The sequence below is a fragment of the Kribbella sp. NPDC048837 genome (genome assembly GCF_055586945.1).
In genome coordinates this window covers 250,436-265,908 of sequence record NZ_JBVJHF010000001.1, presented here as the reverse complement: position 1 = coordinate 265,908, position 15,473 = coordinate 250,436, and the positions used below count along the sequence as shown (strand labels likewise).

The 15,473-nt window shown below is 67.8% G+C and carries 19 protein-coding genes and 1 riboswitch; of the genes, 12 read left to right on the top strand and 7 right to left on the bottom strand.

Annotation, left to right across the window (positions count from 1 at the left end):
• Window positions 1–85 precede the first annotated feature (85 nt).
• From ACZ6O0_RS01350 to ACZ6O0_RS01320, 7 genes are all read left to right on the top strand, one after another.
• A complete protein-coding gene (locus ACZ6O0_RS01350) occupies window positions 86–1,051 on the top strand; it encodes an endonuclease/exonuclease/phosphatase family protein (RefSeq protein WP_465762812.1) in 966 nt (321 codons plus the stop codon).
• On the top strand, window positions 1,048–1,497 hold the full coding sequence (locus ACZ6O0_RS01345) for a DinB family protein (protein WP_465762811.1): 450 nt from the start codon (window positions 1,048–1,050) through the stop codon (window positions 1,495–1,497). Before ACZ6O0_RS01350 ends, ACZ6O0_RS01345 begins: the two co-directional genes overlap by 4 nt.
• A 64-nt stretch (window positions 1,498–1,561) precedes the next feature.
• Window positions 1,562–2,005 carry a helix-turn-helix transcriptional regulator gene (locus ACZ6O0_RS01340; protein WP_465762810.1) on the top strand — a complete coding sequence of 148 codons (444 nt, stop codon included), beginning with the start codon at window positions 1,562–1,564 and terminating at the stop codon, window positions 2,003–2,005.
• Window positions 2,006–2,015: 10 nt separating this feature from the next.
• Window positions 2,016–2,426, top strand: a complete 411-nt coding sequence (locus ACZ6O0_RS01335) for a VOC family protein (RefSeq protein ID WP_465762809.1) — start codon at window positions 2,016–2,018, stop codon at window positions 2,424–2,426.
• Between the two features lie 55 nt (window positions 2,427–2,481).
• Window positions 2,482–4,845 carry an ATP-binding cassette domain-containing protein gene (locus ACZ6O0_RS01330; protein ID WP_465762808.1) on the top strand — a complete coding sequence of 788 codons (2,364 nt, stop codon included), beginning with the start codon at window positions 2,482–2,484 and terminating at the stop codon, window positions 4,843–4,845.
• Between the two features lie 100 nt (window positions 4,846–4,945).
• Window positions 4,946–5,287 carry a VOC family protein gene (locus ACZ6O0_RS01325; protein ID WP_465762807.1) on the top strand — a complete coding sequence of 114 codons (342 nt, stop codon included), beginning with the start codon at window positions 4,946–4,948 and terminating at the stop codon, window positions 5,285–5,287.
• A 79-nt stretch (window positions 5,288–5,366) separates the two neighbouring features.
• Window positions 5,367–5,816, top strand: a complete 450-nt coding sequence (locus ACZ6O0_RS01320) for an NUDIX domain-containing protein (RefSeq protein ID WP_465762806.1) — start codon at window positions 5,367–5,369, stop codon at window positions 5,814–5,816.
• Here ACZ6O0_RS01320 and ACZ6O0_RS01315 read toward each other — a convergent pair.
• On the bottom strand, window positions 5,770–6,426 hold the full coding sequence (locus ACZ6O0_RS01315; RefSeq protein ID WP_465762805.1) for a TRM11 family SAM-dependent methyltransferase: 657 nt from the start codon (window positions 6,424–6,426) through the stop codon (window positions 5,770–5,772). The two genes, ACZ6O0_RS01320 and ACZ6O0_RS01315, sit on opposite strands and share 47 nt — an antisense overlap.
• 7 nt (window positions 6,427–6,433) lie before the next feature.
• Window positions 6,434–7,156 carry a VOC family protein gene (locus tag ACZ6O0_RS01310; RefSeq protein ID WP_465762804.1) on the bottom strand — a complete coding sequence of 241 codons (723 nt, stop codon included), beginning with the start codon at window positions 7,154–7,156 and terminating at the stop codon, window positions 6,434–6,436.
• A gap of 67 nt (window positions 7,157–7,223) precedes the next feature.
• On the opposite strand from ACZ6O0_RS01310, the gene ACZ6O0_RS01305 reads away from it, so the two are divergent.
• The 3 genes from ACZ6O0_RS01305 to ACZ6O0_RS01295 all read left to right on the top strand — a co-directional run bounded on the left by ACZ6O0_RS01305 (window position 7,224) and on the right by ACZ6O0_RS01295 (window position 9,567).
• Window positions 7,224–7,841 carry an HAD family hydrolase gene (locus ACZ6O0_RS01305; RefSeq protein WP_465762803.1) on the top strand — a complete coding sequence of 206 codons (618 nt, stop codon included), beginning with the start codon at window positions 7,224–7,226 and terminating at the stop codon, window positions 7,839–7,841.
• A 179-nt stretch (window positions 7,842–8,020) separates the two neighbouring features.
• On the top strand, window positions 8,021–8,344 hold the full coding sequence (locus ACZ6O0_RS01300; protein WP_465762802.1) for a YciI family protein: 324 nt from the start codon (window positions 8,021–8,023) through the stop codon (window positions 8,342–8,344).
• Entirely contained in the window at window positions 8,341–9,567 is a 1,227-nt protein-coding gene (locus ACZ6O0_RS01295) for an RNA polymerase sigma factor (protein WP_465762801.1), read from the top strand. The genes ACZ6O0_RS01300 and ACZ6O0_RS01295 overlap by 4 nt, the downstream gene beginning before the upstream one ends.
• A 48-nt stretch (window positions 9,568–9,615) precedes the next feature.
• Here ACZ6O0_RS01295 and ACZ6O0_RS01290 read toward each other — a convergent pair whose 3' ends face one another.
• On the bottom strand, window positions 9,616–10,152 hold the full coding sequence (locus ACZ6O0_RS01290) for a dihydrofolate reductase family protein (RefSeq protein WP_465764049.1): 537 nt from the start codon (window positions 10,150–10,152) through the stop codon (window positions 9,616–9,618).
• A 2-nt stretch (window positions 10,153–10,154) separates the two neighbouring features.
• Window positions 10,155–11,432, bottom strand: coding sequence for a phosphotransferase (locus tag ACZ6O0_RS01285; protein WP_465762800.1), 1,278 nt, complete (start codon window positions 11,430–11,432; stop codon window positions 10,155–10,157).
• 79 nt (window positions 11,433–11,511) lie between these two features.
• Between ACZ6O0_RS01285 and ACZ6O0_RS01280 the strand changes: the two genes are divergently transcribed.
• Window positions 11,512–12,447 carry an aldo/keto reductase gene (locus ACZ6O0_RS01280; protein ID WP_465762799.1) on the top strand — a complete coding sequence of 312 codons (936 nt, stop codon included), beginning with the start codon at window positions 11,512–11,514 and terminating at the stop codon, window positions 12,445–12,447.
• A gap of 36 nt (window positions 12,448–12,483) precedes the next feature.
• Here ACZ6O0_RS01280 and ACZ6O0_RS01275 read toward each other — a convergent pair whose 3' ends face one another.
• Window positions 12,484–12,993 carry a cysteine dioxygenase family protein gene (locus tag ACZ6O0_RS01275; protein WP_465762798.1) on the bottom strand — a complete coding sequence of 170 codons (510 nt, stop codon included), beginning with the start codon at window positions 12,991–12,993 and terminating at the stop codon, window positions 12,484–12,486.
• 74 nt (window positions 12,994–13,067) lie between these two features.
• On the opposite strand from ACZ6O0_RS01275, the gene ACZ6O0_RS01270 reads away from it, so the two are divergent.
• On the top strand, window positions 13,068–13,937 hold the full coding sequence (locus tag ACZ6O0_RS01270; protein WP_465762797.1) for a LysR family transcriptional regulator: 870 nt from the start codon (window positions 13,068–13,070) through the stop codon (window positions 13,935–13,937).
• A 6-nt stretch (window positions 13,938–13,943) separates the two neighbouring features.
• Here the strand turns inward: ACZ6O0_RS01270 and ACZ6O0_RS01265 are convergent, their stop codons facing one another.
• Both ACZ6O0_RS01265 and ACZ6O0_RS01260 read right to left on the bottom strand, forming a co-directional pair.
• Window positions 13,944–14,810: a metallophosphoesterase gene (locus tag ACZ6O0_RS01265; RefSeq protein WP_465762796.1), complete on the bottom strand. Its 867-nt coding sequence runs from the start codon at window positions 14,808–14,810 to the stop codon at window positions 13,944–13,946.
• Window positions 14,811–14,835: 25 nt separating this feature from the next.
• A riboswitch (ZMP/ZTP riboswitch) is annotated at window positions 14,836–14,912 on the bottom strand.
• A gap of 1 nt (window position 14,913) precedes the next feature.
• On the bottom strand, window positions 14,914–15,468 hold the full coding sequence (locus ACZ6O0_RS01260; protein WP_465762795.1) for a cysteine hydrolase family protein: 555 nt from the start codon (window positions 15,466–15,468) through the stop codon (window positions 14,914–14,916).
• Window positions 15,469–15,473: the final 5 nt, after the last annotated feature.

The window sequence follows — 15,473 nt, the reverse complement described above, 5'->3', positions numbered from 1 at the left end:
CTGTCCTCCTCCCGTTGTTCATGCGAAGCCGGTTTCGATCTGCGGGAAGCCGACATAGCCTGTCTGTGGGGTGGGGGGAGTCGACATGCACGTGGGGAATCAAACGTCGCGAGTGCGACGCTACGCCGGGATCGCGGTTGCCGGGTTGCTGCCGTGGACCTGGTTCCTGCTGCGCGACCGGCTCGGGGTGGTGACCGACGTCGTCGCCATCGTGTTGCCGGTCCTTGCGGTGCTGACCGCGCTGATCGTCGGGATCGTCGGTCGGCGGCACAAGGCCGCGCTGGTCTTCGCGGTCTCGACGCTGGTCGTCGGGATCGTCGCGACAGTGCTGCCGTGGGTGCCCGACGGAGCCGGGACCGTCGACCGGGCGCACGCCTTCCGGGTCGCGGCCGCGAACATCGGCAGTGGCGAGCTCGACGGCGCCGACAACCTCGTCGGGCTCGGCGCCGACGTGCTGGTCGTCTCCGAGATCGGCCCGCCGCTGACCGAGCGGCTGTCCCAGGACTACCCGGTGCACGTGGTCGATTGGGACGGACCCGCGATCGGGATCTTCAGCCGGTGGCCGCTGACGGTGCTCGAGCGGCCGGGGCCGGAGCTGCCCGGCTACGTGCTCCGGGTCCAGGCTCCGTCGGGAACCTTCGATCTGATCGCGGTCCACGTACCGCGTCCGTGGTGGACGTCGGGCGGGTCGTCGTACCGGTCGGTCGCGGACAGCGGGGCGCCGTACCAGACGACCGTCCTGGGGCATCACCGGCTGATCGAGCAGATCGCGGCGCGGGTCGCGCGGGACGATCGCCCGGTCGTGGTCGCCGGCGACTTCAACACCACCGACCGCGGTCGCGACTACCGGCTGCTCACCAAGGACCTCGACGACGCGATGCTGGACGGCTGGGGCCGCCCGTCACAGATCGGGAGGTGGGCGGCGTTGTTCGTGCGGATCGACCACCTGTTCGTGAAGCCGGGCTGGTGCTCCGACGACAGCCGCTGGTACAAGATTCCTGTGTCGGACCACCACGGACTCATCTCCACCGTCGGTCCCTGCGCGTCATGAGCAGGGAGCTCGACCAGCTGCAGGCGACCCTCGACGGGCTGCGCGCGGGGGTGCTGAAGAAGCTGGCCGGGCTGAGCGAGGCGGACGCCCGCCGCAGCACCGTCGACTCCGGGACGAACGTCGCCGGACTCGTGCAGCACCTGACCTTCGCCGAGTCGCTCTGGTTCGAGGAGGTGGTCGCGGGCGGCAAGGCGCAGCGCGGCAAGCGGTCGATGCAGGTGGACCCCGGGATCACTCTGAAGGACCTGCGCGCCGACTACCGCGCCGCCTGCGCCAGGTCCGACGAGATCATCGCCGGCATCGGCGACCCCGACGCGCCGGTCACCCGCAACGGCAGGACCCACGACCTCCGCTGGGCCATCCTCGCGGTCATCGGCGAAACCGCTCGCCACGCCGGCCACGCCGACATCATCCGCGAACAACTCGACGGCACCACCGGCCGCTAGCCACCGCAACGGGCCGCAGCTGCGGTAAATGACTTCCTTGGCGGGACGTGGCACGATTTCAGGGATGACCGGAAGTCCGACGGATGCGCAGCGCTTGGGGGACCTCGCGCGGCTGCGGCGTGTCAAGGACCGGATCGATCGGGAGTACGCGCAACCGCTGGACGTCGACGCGCTGGCCCGCGGGGCTCACATGTCGTCGGGCCACCTGAGCCGGGAGTTCAAGCGCGCTTACGGAGAGTCGCCGTACGGGTATCTGATGACGCGGCGGATCGAGCGGGCGATGGCCTTGCTGCGGATCGGCGACCTGGGCGTCACCGACGTCTGCTTCGCGGTCGGCTGCCAGTCGCTCGGCACGTTCAGCACCCGCTTCGCCGAACTGGTCGGCATGCCGCCGAGCGTCTACAAGGAGCGCGCGGCCGACGCGACCATCGGCATCCCGTCGTGCGTCGCGAAACAGGTGACCCGACCGATCAGGAATCGAGAAGCATCCCCGGCGATCAGCACGTAGCGTGACGCCCATGGACATCAGGATTCACTCGAGCTTCCTTCCACACAACGACCCGGAGGCGGCGATCGCGTTCTACCGCGACATCCTCGGCTTCGAGGTCCGCAGCGACGTCGGGTACGAGGGCATGCGCTGGATCAGCGTCGGCCCGGCCGACCAGCCGGACACCTCCGTGGTGCTGTACCCGCCGGGCGCCGACCCGGGCGTCACCGAGGACGAGCGCCGGACCATCAGCGAGATGATGGCCAAGGGCACCTATGCCACCCTCGTGCTGGCGACCAAGGACATCGACACCGTGTTCGAGCGGCTGCAGGCCACCGACGCCGAGGTCATCCAGGAGCCGACCGACCAGCCGTACGGCGTCCGCGACTGCGCCTTCCGCGATCCCGCCGGCAACCACATCCGCATCAACCAGGTTTCCTGAGCCCCGCCCTGTTCGACCGCAGCCCGACGCTGTCCCGAAGAAGATGGAGACACCGATGAGCAAGGCCCAGCCGCTCGCCGACAGCCACGACCTGATTCGCGTCACCGGCGCGCGGGTGAACAACCTGAAGGACGTCAGCGTCGAGATCCCGAAGCGCCGGCTGACGGTGTTCACCGGGGTGTCCGGCTCGGGCAAGAGCTCTCTGGTGTTCGGCACGATCGCGGCGGAGTCGCAGCGGCTGATCAACGAGACGTACAGCGCGTTCGTTCAGGGGTTCATGCCGTCGCTGGCCCGTCCGGACGTCGACGTCCTCGACGGCCTGACCACCGCGATCATCGTCGACCAGGAGCGGATGGGCTCGAACCCGCGCTCCACCGTCGGCACCGCCACCGACGCGAACGCGATGCTGCGGATCCTGTTCAGCCGGCTCGCGAAGCCGAACGTCGGGCCGCCGACGGCGTACTCGTTCAACGTCCCGCGGCGGACCGCCACCGGGTCGATGGTCGCCGACAAGGGCGCGGGCGAGAAGACCGTGGTGCGCAAGGCGGTCTACGCCGGCGGCATGTGCGCGCGCTGTGAGGGCATGGGCTCGGTCACCGACTTCGACCTGACCGCGCTGTACGACGACACCAAGTCGCTGAACGAGGGCGCGCTGACGATCCCCGGCTACAGCATGGAGGGCTGGTACGGGCGCATCTTCCGCGGCTGCGGCTACTTCAACCCGGACAAGCCGATCAAGAAGTACACCAAGAAGGAACTGCACGACCTGCTCTACCGGGAGCCGACCAAGATCAAGGTCGAGGGCATCAACCTCACCTACACCGGGCTGATCCCGCAGATCCAGAAGTCGTTCCTGTCCAAGGAAGTCGACGCGATGCAGCCGCACATCCGCGCGTTCGTGGAGCGGGCCATCACGTTCACGACCTGCCCCGACTGCGGCGGGACCCGGCTGAGCCAGGAAGCGCTCTCGTCGAAGATCAAGGGCAAGAACATCGCCGACCTCTGCGCGATGCAGATCAGCGACCTGGCCGCCTGGATCCGCGAGCTGAAGGAGCCGAAGATGGCTCCGCTGATCGAGGCGATCGGCGACACGCTCGACTCGTTCGTCGACATCGGGCTCGGGTACCTGTCGCTCGAGCGGCCCGCGGGCACGCTGTCCGGTGGTGAGGCTCAGCGGACGAAGATGATCCGCCACCTCGGATCCTCGCTGACCGACGTCACCTACGTGTTCGACGAGCCGACCATCGGCCTGCACCCGCATGACATCCAGCGCATGAACGAGTTGCTCCTGCAGCTGCGCGACAAGGGCAACACGGTCCTCGTCGTGGAGCACAAGCCGGAGGCGATCGCGATCGGCGACCATGTCATCGACCTCGGACCGGGTGCCGGTTCAGGTGGTGGCGAGGTGGTCTTCGAGGGCACCGTCGACAAGCTGCGGACGAGTGGCACGCTGACGGGACGGCACCTGGACGACCGGGCGACCTTGAAGCCGTCCGTGCGGGAGTCCTCGGAGGCGCTGGAGGTGCGTGGTGCCTCGACGAACAACCTGCAGAACGTCGATGTCGACGTACCGCTCGGGGTTCTCGTCGTGGTGACCGGGGTCGCGGGGTCGGGCAAGAGCTCGCTGATCCACGGGTCGGTGTCCGACCGCGAAGGCGTGGTGGCGATCGACCAGGCCGCGATCCGGGGCTCGCGGCGGAGCAACCCGGCGACGTACACCGGCCTGCTCGATCCGATCCGGAAGGCCTTCGCGAAGGAGAACGGCGTGAAGCCGGCGCTGTTCAGCGCGAACTCCGAGGGCGCGTGCCCGGCCTGTAACGGGGCCGGCGTGATCTACACCGAGCTCGGCGTGATGGCGACGGTCGAGTCCCCGTGCGAGGAGTGCGAGGGCCGGCGGTTCCAGGCGTCGGTGCTGGAGTACACTTTCGGCGGCAAGAACATCGCCGAGGTGCTCGCGATGCCGGTGTCCGAAGCGCTGGAGTACTTCGCCGAGGGCGACGCGCGTACGCCGGCCGCCCACAAGGTCCTCGAACGCCTCGCGGACGTCGGACTCGGCTACCTGAGCCTCGGCCAGCCGCTGACCACACTGTCCGGGGGAGAGCGCCAGCGGCTCAAGCTGGCCACGCACATGGGGGAGAAGGGCGGCATCTACGTCCTCGACGAGCCGACCACGGGCCTCCACCTCGCCGACGTCGAGCAACTCCTCGGCCTGCTGGACCGTCTGGTCGACGCCGGCAAGTCGGTCATCGTCATCGAGCACCACCAGGCCGTGATGGCGCACGCCGACTGGATCATCGACCTCGGCCCGGGCGCCGGCCACGACGGCGGCAAGATCGTCTTCGAAGGCACCCCCGCGGCCCTGATCGCCAAACCCACCACCCTCACCGCCAAGCACCTCGCGGACTACGTCGCCAAGTAGGCGCGACCGTCTGAGAACCGGTCAGGAATCGAGAAGCGGGTGTGGTGGGTGGCGAATAGCGTGGGTGTCAGTCAAGGCCCAACAGTTCTGGAGTGACGAAATGACTACCACGCAAGGCATCAAGACCGTTCTGCACCCGGTGTCGGACCTGGAGAAGGCCAAGCCGGTGTACGCGGCTCTGCTCGGGGTGGAGCCGATGGCGGACTCGCCGTACTACGTCGGCTTCGAGGCCGAGGGGCAGCACATCGGCCTGGTCCCGAACAGCGGCGACACCTCGCCGGTCACGTACTGGCACGTCGCGGACATCGAGGCGAAGCTCGCCGAGGTCACCGCCGCCGGCGGCACCGTCAAGCAGTCCCCGCGCGACGTCAGCAACGGCCGCCTGGTCGCCACCTTCACCGACCCCGACGGCAACGTCCTCGGCCTCATCCAGGACAGCTGACCATCCGGTGCGGGGGAGTGGACCTCCCCCGCGCCAGTTGGTTGCTGTCAGCAACCGCCACGCACTGTATTGTCGGGCGGTGCATTTCACCGAGTACAACACCAGGGTGGCCGCCTACGCGCTGATCGTCGACGAGGATCAGCGCGTGCTGCTGACCTGGTTCGTCGGAAGTGACACAGCCGCGGCGTGCTGGACGATGCCGGGCGGCGGTGTCGAGTACGAGGAGTCGCTGCCGGAGGCGGTGGCGCGGGAGGTGTTCGAGGAGACCGGGTACACGGTCGACGTCGGGGCCCCGGTCGCCGTGAACCACGTGACCCATCCGAGCACGAATCACGACGGGCGTCCGTACAAGGGCGTCGGAGTGGTCTTCGCAGCGACGATCACGGGCGGATCGCTCGGCACGACCGAGGTCGACGGCACAACGGCGTACGCCCGGTGGGTGCCGCTCGATCAGGTGCCGTCCCTGGAGCCGCGGGCCGGCATCATCGAGGCGGCACTTGCTGGAACACGAGGCAGTAGTCACCGCTGATGAAGTCCGCGGGACGATCCCACTCGAGGTAGGTCTCGCCGCGAAAGGCGAAATGGGGGAGTAGCCCCCGAGCGAGGTCCCACGCGAGCGGAGTGACGAGATCCCCCGTTCGGATGGTCGCGACGTTGATCACCAGGTAGCCATCGGCGCGCAGGCAACGCTTGACGGCGAGGAAAACGCCGAGAAGCTCGTCGAGGTACGTCGCATAGTCGCCATCGAGCGTCGTGTATCCCGTCAGCGGGTTCTGCGGATGATCCACCGAGCTCATGTACGGCGGCGACGTCACGCACAGATCCACCGACCCGATCCCGAACCGATCGAGCTCCCGCGCATCCCCTTCGACGACCACGCCATCCGGCCCGACCCGCTCCCTGATCAGCGCGGCCCGCTCCGGCAGGAACTCGACCCCGATCGCCTTCCGGCCGAGCTGCCGGCTCACTACCAACGTCGTCCCGTACCCGGCAAACGGATCCAGGACGACGTCGCCCACCGCCGAATACCGCTCCACGATCCTGCGTACGAACGTCTGCGTGAAGTGCACGTCCTCCGTGGCCCCATCGGGTCGCTCGGCCGCAAGCTCGTCCGCCGACATCCGCCAAACGCGGTCCACGGGAGGTCTACCGAGGCGTCAGTACACAGAACTCGTTGCCATCAGGGTCAGCCATGACGACCCAGCTGGTCTCACCCTGGCCGATGTCCACCCGGGTCGCCCCGAGCGAGATCAACCGCTCGACCTCGGCGTCCTGATCGCCGCCGGCCGGGGGAGCGAGGTCGAAGTGCAGCCGGTTCTTCCCCTTCTTCGGGTTCACCGGCGGGCCGCCCCACGTGATCTTCGGGCCGCCGTGCGGCGAACGGATCGCGGTCTCCTGGTCCTGGTCCCAGACCAACGGCCACTCCAGCGCCTTGCTCCAGAAGTACCCGACCTCCTGCGTGCCGTCGCTCGACAGCGCACCGATGAACCCGCAGTCGGCCAGGAAATTGTTGCCCGGTTCAATCACACAGAACTCGTTGCCCTCCGGGTCAGCGAGTACGACGTGATCCGCATCCGGCCCTTGACCGATGTCGATGTGCTGCCCGCCGAGCTCCAGCGCCCTCGCCACCGTCTCCTGCTGTTGCTCCAGCGACTGGCTGGTCAGGTCGAAATGCACCTGGTTCGGCCCGAGCTTCTCGTTCTGACTCGCCAGGAACCGGAGCCGGAACCCGGTGTCGTCACTCGGCAGCAGAGTCACGCCGTCGAACGGATCCTCACCCAGCTCCCACCCCAGAACGCCGGCCCAGAAGCCCGCGAGCCGAGCCGGGTCATGTGCATCGAAACTCAACGCGAACAGCTGAGTGGTCATGCATCGTCACGCTAGGGCGCCGACCCGAACGACGCAACGCAAATACACCTGCGGCATCATCGCTTCCATGGTCGTTCACCACGTGCTCCTGGATGCCGACGGCGTCCTGCAAGACCTGCCCGGAGGCTGGTACGCGGCGATGGAGCCGTATCTCGGTGACAGGTCCCGTGAGTTCCTCCACAAGACCTGGGTCGACGAGTTGCCGATGCTGGCCGGCCGCGGTGACTACATGCCGGTCCTCGAAGCGACCCTCCACGAGTACGGCGTCGTCACACCGGTCGCCGAGGTGTACTCCGCTGTCTGGCAGAACATCGCGGTCATCGAGGAATCGATCGGCATCGTGCAATCACTCAAGCAGAACGGGTACGGCGTCCACCTGGGAACGAACCAGGAACGCTACCGAGGCGGCCACATGCGCACAGCCCTCGGGTACGACGACCTGTTCGACGTGAGCTGTTACTCGTACGACCTCGGCGTCGCCAAACCGGATCCGGCGTTCTTCACCCGGGCCGCCGGCCGGATCGGTGCCGACATCGGGACGATCCTGTTCATCGACGACAACGCACGCAACGTCGACGGGGCCCGGGAAGCTGGCATGATCGCCGAGCAATGGGACTTCACACAGGGCCACGACCTGCTGCTCGGGCACTTCGAGAAGCACGGAGTCGCCGCCAAGGGACTCTAGTAACAGCGCTAGTCATAGCGCCGATAAGCGACATTATGTCAACTAGTAGGTTCCTGGCCCTCCCCACGGTGGTTCTTGAAAGGAGTTCGCGCTGTGGTGTCGGATCGGGGCGAACGTGTTCGTTGCAGGGGTGAATGGTCGCCCACGAGGGCGCACCGAACCACAGGAGATGATCTGACATGCGGTACCTGGTTTCCGTGATCGACGACAAGAGCAATCCCGGCAGCACGGACAGGCAGCCTGCCATCAGCGCGTTCAACGAACGACTGATCGCCGACGGCTACTGGGTTTTCGCGGGCGGACTCGCGGACACCAGCGCGGCCACGGTCATCGACAACCGGGGCGAGCAGGCGGTGTTCACCGACGGGCCCTTCGTGGAGTCGAAGGAGTACCTCGCCGGCATCTGGGTGTGGGAGGCCCCCGATCTCGACGTGGCGCTCAAGCTCGCCACCGAGGCGTCGAAGGTCTGCGATCGGAAGATCGAGGTGCGGCCGTTCCAGTGAGCGACGTCGAAGAGGCGATCACCCGGGCCCATCACGACGAGTGGGCGCGGGTGGTCGCCGCTCTGACCAGGCGGTTCGGCGACCTGGACATCGCCGAGGAGGCCGCGGCCGAGGCGTTCGCGACCGCCGTCGAGCGGTGGCCGGCCGACGGCGTACCCCCGAACCCCGGCGCCTGGCTGACCACCACCGCCAATCGCAAGGCCATCGACCGGCTCCGGCGCGAGAACAAGCGCCACGACAAGCAGAAGGAGGCTCAGATGGCGTACGAAGACGCGCCCGAGCCTCTCGGTGCCATCGACGACGAACGGCTCCGGCTGATCTTCACCTGCTGTCACCCTGCTCTCGCGATGGAGACTCGCGCGGCGCTGACGCTGCGCATGGTCGGCGGACTGACCGTGCCGGAGATCGCGCGTGCCTTCCTGGTGCAGGAAACCGCGATGGGGCAACGGATCACGCGCGCGAAGGCCAAGATCAAGGCTGCTCGGATCCCCTACCGGGTGCCGTCCACGGAGGACCTCCCAGCGCGGGTATCCGGCGTACTCGCGGTGCTCTTTGTCGTTTTCAACGAGGGCTACCTGGCGACCGGCGCCGACACCGATCCCGTGCGCCATGATCTGACTGCCGAGGCGATTCGGCTCACCCGGCTGATTCGTGCGCTGATGCCGAAGGACGGTGAGGTGGCCGGGCTGCTGGCGTTGATGTTGCTGACCGAGGCCCGTCGTACTGCGCGGGTGTCGGCGAGTGGTGAGCTGGTCCCCCTCGATCAGCAAGACCGTGGTGCCTGGGACGCGGCGATGATCGCCGAGGGCCATCAGTTGGTGCGCGAGCGCCTGGCCACCGGGCTGCCGCCGGGTCGCTACCAGATCCTCGCCGCGATCAACGCCGTGCACACCTCTGCCCGCGACATCCGTGACACCGACTGGTCGCAGATCGTCGCCCTGTACGACCAGCTCGTCCGCATCGACCCGTCACCGATCGTCGTTCTCAACCGCGCGATCGCGGTCGCCGAGCTCGATGGCCCGGAGGTCGCGCTGGCGACCGTCGACCGTCTCGACGACAACCTGGCCGGCTATCACGCCTACCACGCGGCCCGCGCCGATCTACTCCGTCGGCTCGGCCAAAGTCAGAAGTCGCGCGCAGCGTACGACAAAGCCATCGAATTGGCGGGGAATACCGCCGAGACCGCCTATTTGACCCGCCGCCGCGATCAATTGGGCGAGTGATCCTGGGTTGCTCTCTTGACGAATGTCGACGCCGGGTTGGGTCCAGGCTTACCCGACGACGCGGTAGTCGACGAGCAGATAACCGGTCGGTGAGGTCGTGCTTCGGATCGACTCCAGCCGAATCGCCGGCAAGCCGTCGAGGAGCCTCCGCCCGCTGCTCGCGATCGTCGGTGCGATCACCAGCCTGAGCTCGTCGACGACGCCCGCGGCCAGCAGTGCCTGGACGACCGAGATGCTTGCATGCACGCCGATGTCGGCGCCGGGCCGGTTCTTCAGATCCCGCACGAACTCGACCAGGTCGCCGTCGACCACAGTCGTGTTGGCCCACGGCCGATCGAGCGGCGTGGACGTGGCGACGTACTTCGCGACCCCGTTGATGAACGACGCGAACGGCTCGGTGTCGCTGTCCGGCCAGAACGTGGTCCACTCGTCGTAGCTGCGCCGGCCGAGGATGACCGAGTCCTGCGCCGCGATGACGGCGCCGAGGTTGCCGTCCATCACGTCGTCCCAGTCGGTGAAGAACCCGTCGGGCTGCTCCGCGACACCATCGAGGGACAACAGCTCGTACACGACGACCTTGCGCACGTTCAACACGCTCCTCCGGCAAGTACCTCATGGGGAATTGCTCTGTGGGCTACGAGTCTGGTGAGGCCCAAATGCGCGCCCTGGTCGGCGCGGAGCAATTGTTCGTCCGGGGCGTAGCCGCGGTCAACTTCGGCACAGGTCTCCAACCAATGCAGCCAATCCTCCCACCCGTGCGGGACCATGTCGGCGGTTTCGATGGTGACGAGGCCGGTTCGTTCCCAGTGGCCGCGCCACCAGTCCGGCGGCAGCCAGGTGCACAGGTCCGGTCCCCAGCGTTCAGCCAGGTACGGCGGCATCGTCGGACCCGGCGTGTTGCGAATGCCCGGGGCGATGACCCCGATGGAGCCGCTCGGGCGGAGGAACTCGGTGCAGTAGCCGAGGTAGTCGACGCCAGTACCGAAGTAGTTGTACGCGCCGATGCTGACGATCGCGTCGAAGAAGCCGTGGGAGAACGGGAGCTTGTGGGCGTCGGCCTGGATCGGGTGCACCAGCCCTTCCGCGCCGGCCGCTTTGATGCGTCCCGTGTTCTCGGTCGGGTCCACCCAGCGGAGCTGGGCGCGGTGCCAGGTTTCGGCGTTGCGGGGGTCGCTGCCGTAGCCGTCGAAGAATGCCGGCTCCAAGCCCGGGGCGGACAGGAATTGCTGCGCGGCCAGCCGGGCGAAATCCGTGTACGCCGGCCGGAGTTCGGTGCGGCCGAAATCGATGATGCCGACGATTCCGTCGTGGATCAGCCAATTGCGAGGTTGCCAGTCACCATGCGTCGGCACGAGTGAAGCCGGTGGCGTCGGCCAGGATTCAATCTCTGAACGCAATCGATCGGCGAGATCCGGGTCGATCGTGTGCGATTTACTCAGGTAGTTCAGCGACCGCCGGTTTTCGCGCTGCTCGTACTCTTCGTCCGGTACGGCGAATTGCCCGTGGAATTCGGCGAGTAGTTCGCCGGCCTGCCGATAGGTGTCCGGGTCCCCTTCGGCCGGCGTACCTTGGACCAGCTCCCCCGGCAGGAAGCGCGTCAGGATCAGCTTGGCGTCGTCGTCGGCGCGGACGAGTTGTGGTGCTCTCCCCCGCGTCGTCCACGGCGTCAGCCAGGTCCGGTGCGCCCGCAACTCCCGGGCGATGTTGGTGTCGGACGTGTCGCCGGCCTTGGCGACGTACCGCTCGCCGTCGACGTCCAGCTCGAGGACGAGCGTCCCCACCAAGCCCCAGCTGTGATCCGTCACCACCTCGGCGCCCGGAAGCCACTCCTGCAGGAGAGCTTGCTGCCGCTCGGTGAGATCCACGTCGGGAGAGTAGCGCATCAGCGCAGAAGAATGCCGGGAAATACTGGACGGAATTCCCTCGAGGGCTTATCCTGGCCGAATGCAGAATTCGCAAAAGAATGTCACTCTACCAACAAACTTATCAGAGGGAATTCGCGAAAGCAAGTCGGCGGAATTCTGGCGACTCGGCGACCGGACGATCCGGCGGATCGGGTTCGGCACGAAGCGGCTCGCGGGCAGCGACGGCGACGGACCGGACGCGCAGGACCGGGCGATCGCGCTGCTGCGCCGGGCGGTCGAGCTCGGTGTGAACCACCTCGACACCGCCGGCTTCTACCCGAGCTACGCGCCGTCCGACCGGCCCCGGGACTTCACGTCCCTCGGCTGGGCGAACGAGGTGATCCGCCGCGCGCTGGCGCCGTACGCGGATGAGCTCGTGATCGCCACGAAGGTCGGTCCGACGCCGGCCGGGCTGGCTCGTCCCGATCAGTTGCGCGCGTTGGTCGAGGCCGATCTGCGGGCGCTCGGGCTGGAGACGCTGGACGTGGTCTACCTGCGTCAGGCCCGGCTCGACTCGATCGCCGAGCACTTCGGAGCCCTCGCAGAGCTGCAGGAGACGGGCCTGATCCGGCATCTGGGGTTGTCGAACGTCCGCACCGATCATTTGGCGGAGGCTCAGAAGATCGCGCCGGTGGTCGCGGTGCAGAACAGGTACGGCGTCGGTTTCGGCCGCGTGAACGACGAGATCCTGCGCGACTGCGGCGAGCATGGGATCGCGTTCGTGCCGTTCTTCGCACTCACCGCGGAGTCGCGGGAGGCCGGTGGTGTGTCCATCAACGACGCGCTTCAGGAGATCGCGGACGATCACGGTGCCACGCCGGCGCAGATCCGGTTGGCGTGGACGCTCACCCGGGGCGACCACGTCCTGGCGATTCCCGGTACGTCGAGTCAGCGTCATCTGGAGGAGAACGTGATGGCCGGTTCGATCGACCTCTCCCCCGGGCAACTCGCCGTACTGGATGCCTTCATCGACTGACATCCGGCGCCGGGCGGAGGATCCTCCGCCCGGCGGTCAGTCGTAGTACCGGCGGACGCTCGAGCCGATCCGGGTGACGTCGGTGCCGTAGATGTGGATGGAGATCGCCGTACCGTCGGAGGTGTTGTTGACCCGGTGGATGTCGCCGGGCGGCGCGAATCCGCTCACGTCACCAACGTGGTTGTCGCTCTGGCCGATCAGTCGCAGGTCGGCGTCGTACAGGTCCTCGTGCTCGACCCCCTGGATCACCCCGAACACGCACCAGGTCACGTGATCGTGGATCCGCGTCACCTGCCCGGGGCGCCAAACCAGCGCGATGATCGAGAACGAGCCGTCGGGCTCGACGTGCAGCGTGTGACTGCGGTAGCGGTCCGCCGATCCGAGGCGCTGCTCGGCGGTCAGGACGTCCGGAGTCGGCAGATGCCGGCGCAGTTGCTCGGCCACGAGGTCTGCGGTGCCGTTCCAGTCGGCGTGCTGGTCGATGGCGGTACGGACGCCGGCGATCAGGTCGGTCAGTTCGCTGGTGGAGATCGTTGTCGTGGTCATGTCTTGAGCGTGCGCCGGTCAACCCATAACGTCTAATGCCAAGTTTCGTGCTCACTCATAGATAGATTTGATACATGCTCGATGTCACGAGGTTGCGCGTCATCGACGCCGTCGCCAGGCACGGTTCGGTCACCGCGGCTGCCCGCGAACTGCACTACTCGCAGCCGTCCGTCACTCACCACCTCTCCCGCCTGGAGGCCGAGACCGGCGCGCAGCTGCTGCAGCGGGCCGGTCGTGGCATCCGGCTGACCGAGGCCGGCCGGCTGCTGGCCGCTCGGGCCGCGGAGATCATCGGCCGGATCGACGCCGTCGACGCGGAACTCGCCGCTCACGTCGGGTTGAGCGCCGGCCGGATCCGCCTGGCCGGCTTCTCGTCGGCGATCGGGTCACTCGTGCCGCGGGCGGTGGCGGCCCTGGGCGACAAGCACCCGGGCCTCGAGATCAACCTGCTCGACGCGCATCCGCCGGAGGCGCTCGAACTGCTCCGCACCGGCACGATCGACGTCGCGATCGTCTTCCGGTACGACGAGACCGAGCCGGAGCCGTCCGGCGTACGACTGCATCATCTGCTCGACGATCCGCTCTACCTGCTGTCCGCCGATCAGCCGGTCGAGTTGGCCGGGCTCCGCGACGCGACCTGGATCGCCGGATGCGATCGTTGCCGCAGTCACCTGGTTTCGCTGTGCGCCGCCGAGGGCTACGAGCCGCGGATCGGCTACACGTCCGACGACATGGTGGTCATGCAGGCGCTCGTCGCGGCCGGCCTCGGGGTGACGACCATGCCCGGGCTCGCCCTCCGTGCCCACCACGCCGAGGGCATCATCGCCACCGAGCTCCCCGGCTCCCGCCGCCACGTCTACGCCGCGACGTACGGCGAACCACCCGACCCACCCGCGATCGCCGCCCTGCTCACCATCCTCGCCGAGACCGCGACGCTGCGCTGAAGCACTTCAGGAGTGCTCGATCGCGCCGGTGAGGGGGTTGTAGACGTAGACCTCGGTGCCGGCGTCGGGGTTGCGGGCTTGGAGGGTGTGGCAGAGCGGGGCGAACGGGCCGCCGAGGTCGACGATGGTTGCACCGGCGCCGAGGACGCCTCGGGCGAGGTGACTGGGGGCCGTGAGGTCGATGCGGGTGATCACGCCGGGAGTCACCCAGACGGGCTTGTCCGCGAGCCGGCCGGACAGTTGGTGGTGCAGGTGGCCGCACAGGACCGCTTGTACGTCGGTCCCGGCGAGAACGCGTGCCAGTTTCTCGGGCTCTTGCAGGACCACGGGCTTCAGATACGGGATCGCGTCGACGGAGATCGGCGGGTAGTGGAGTACGACGATCGACCCGGCCGGCGCGGGTGTGGCCAGCTCGGCGGCCAGCCAGTCCAGCTGGTCGTCGCCCAGCACACCGTGTGTCTCTCCGGGGACCAGGCTGTCGAGCGTGATGACGCGGAGGCCGTCGACGTCGCTCACCGCGGCGATCGCACCGGCGATGTCGGCCTGGCGGCCGATGGGTGAGCCGTCCGGACCGAGGTGGCCCCAGCCGAGGGCGGCGGTGAAGCCGTCGCGACGGTCGTGGTTGCCGGTGCAGTAGACGTGCGGGACACCTCGCTCAGCGGCGAACTCGCCCACGGCCGAGCGCACCGCAGTGCATCCCTCTTCGGACCCGTCGTCGGCGATGTCCCCGCTGACGACGATCAGATCCAGCTCCGGCACCCCGCGTACGTCGTACAACAGTCCTTTGAGCGCGCCGAGACCGTCGACGCCGTCCTCGTCCGGGCCGGTGCGGCTGATGTGGGTGTCGGACAGGTGCAGAACACGATGTGGCATGACGAGTCTCCCGGGATGTCGTTGCCGTCGGCACCCAGGCGGTCGATGCCCGTCGCGTCACTCCCCGGTGGTGACCCACCCTCGCCAGTCGTGTGGAACCACCCTACCCAGAGAACGTGACCTCGGCAGTGGGCTGGACGGCGGCGGTGCGGCCCGGGGCCGTGTGGTTCTCCCAGTAGAGGTTGGTGTGGGCGATGACCTTGTCCGGGGTCGGCGCGCCGTACTCCGAGAGGTCTTCGGTGGTGTGGGCGTCGCCGACCAGGGTGACGTCGTACCCCCGGACCATGGCGCCGTGGATGGTGGAGCGGATGCACTCGTCGGTCTGGGCGCCGCTGACGAAGAGGTGGCCGATCCCGGCCTCGGCGAGGACGTCCTCGAGGTCGGTGTCCTCGAAGGAGTCGGCGAAGGTCTTGTGCACGAGCGGCTCCGCCTCGTCGCGCTTGAGCTCGGGGACCAGCTGCCACTCGTCGCTGTCCTTCACGAGGTGCTCGCTGGAGTGCTGGACCCAGACCACCGGCACACCGCCGGCGCGGGCCTTGCCGACCAGGGTGCTGATGTTGGACACCACCTGGTCGCGCTCGTGGGCTTCGCTGACGACACCGTTCTGGACGTCGATCACCACAAGTGCCGTGTTCGGCCGATCTGACAGCGTGGACATGCCGT

What these genes read in the sequence shown, in the direction of transcription:
- ACZ6O0_RS01265 (WP_465762796.1), bottom strand. Translation starts at nt 14,810, where the DNA reads ATGCCACATCGTGTTCTGCACCTGTCCGACACCCACATCAGCCGCACC.
- ACZ6O0_RS01305 (WP_465762803.1), top strand. Translation starts at nt 7,224, where the DNA reads ATGGTCGTTCACCACGTGCTCCTGGATGCCGACGGCGTCCTGCAAGAC.
- ACZ6O0_RS01345 (WP_465762811.1), top strand. Translation starts at nt 1,048, where the DNA reads ATGAGCAGGGAGCTCGACCAGCTGCAGGCGACCCTCGACGGGCTGCGC.
- ACZ6O0_RS01300 (WP_465762802.1), top strand. Translation starts at nt 8,021, where the DNA reads ATGCGGTACCTGGTTTCCGTGATCGACGACAAGAGCAATCCCGGCAGC.
- ACZ6O0_RS01275 (WP_465762798.1), bottom strand. Translation starts at nt 12,993, where the DNA reads ATGACCACGACAACGATCTCCACCAGCGAACTGACCGACCTGATCGCC.
- ACZ6O0_RS01310 (WP_465762804.1), bottom strand. Translation starts at nt 7,156, where the DNA reads ATGACCACTCAGCTGTTCGCGTTGAGTTTCGATGCACATGACCCGGCT.
- ACZ6O0_RS01325 (WP_465762807.1), top strand. Translation starts at nt 4,946, where the DNA reads ATGACTACCACGCAAGGCATCAAGACCGTTCTGCACCCGGTGTCGGAC.
- ACZ6O0_RS01350 (WP_465762812.1), top strand. Translation starts at nt 86, where the DNA reads ATGCACGTGGGGAATCAAACGTCGCGAGTGCGACGCTACGCCGGGATC.
- ACZ6O0_RS01330 (WP_465762808.1), top strand. Translation starts at nt 2,482, where the DNA reads ATGAGCAAGGCCCAGCCGCTCGCCGACAGCCACGACCTGATTCGCGTC.
- ACZ6O0_RS01280 (WP_465762799.1), top strand. Translation starts at nt 11,512, where the DNA reads ATGCAGAATTCGCAAAAGAATGTCACTCTACCAACAAACTTATCAGAG.
- ACZ6O0_RS01260 (WP_465762795.1), bottom strand. Translation starts at nt 15,468, where the DNA reads ATGTCCACGCTGTCAGATCGGCCGAACACGGCACTTGTGGTGATCGAC.
- ACZ6O0_RS01340 (WP_465762810.1), top strand. Translation starts at nt 1,562, where the DNA reads ATGACCGGAAGTCCGACGGATGCGCAGCGCTTGGGGGACCTCGCGCGG.
- ACZ6O0_RS01270 (WP_465762797.1), top strand. Translation starts at nt 13,068, where the DNA reads ATGCTCGATGTCACGAGGTTGCGCGTCATCGACGCCGTCGCCAGGCAC.
- ACZ6O0_RS01335 (WP_465762809.1), top strand. Translation starts at nt 2,016, where the DNA reads ATGGACATCAGGATTCACTCGAGCTTCCTTCCACACAACGACCCGGAG.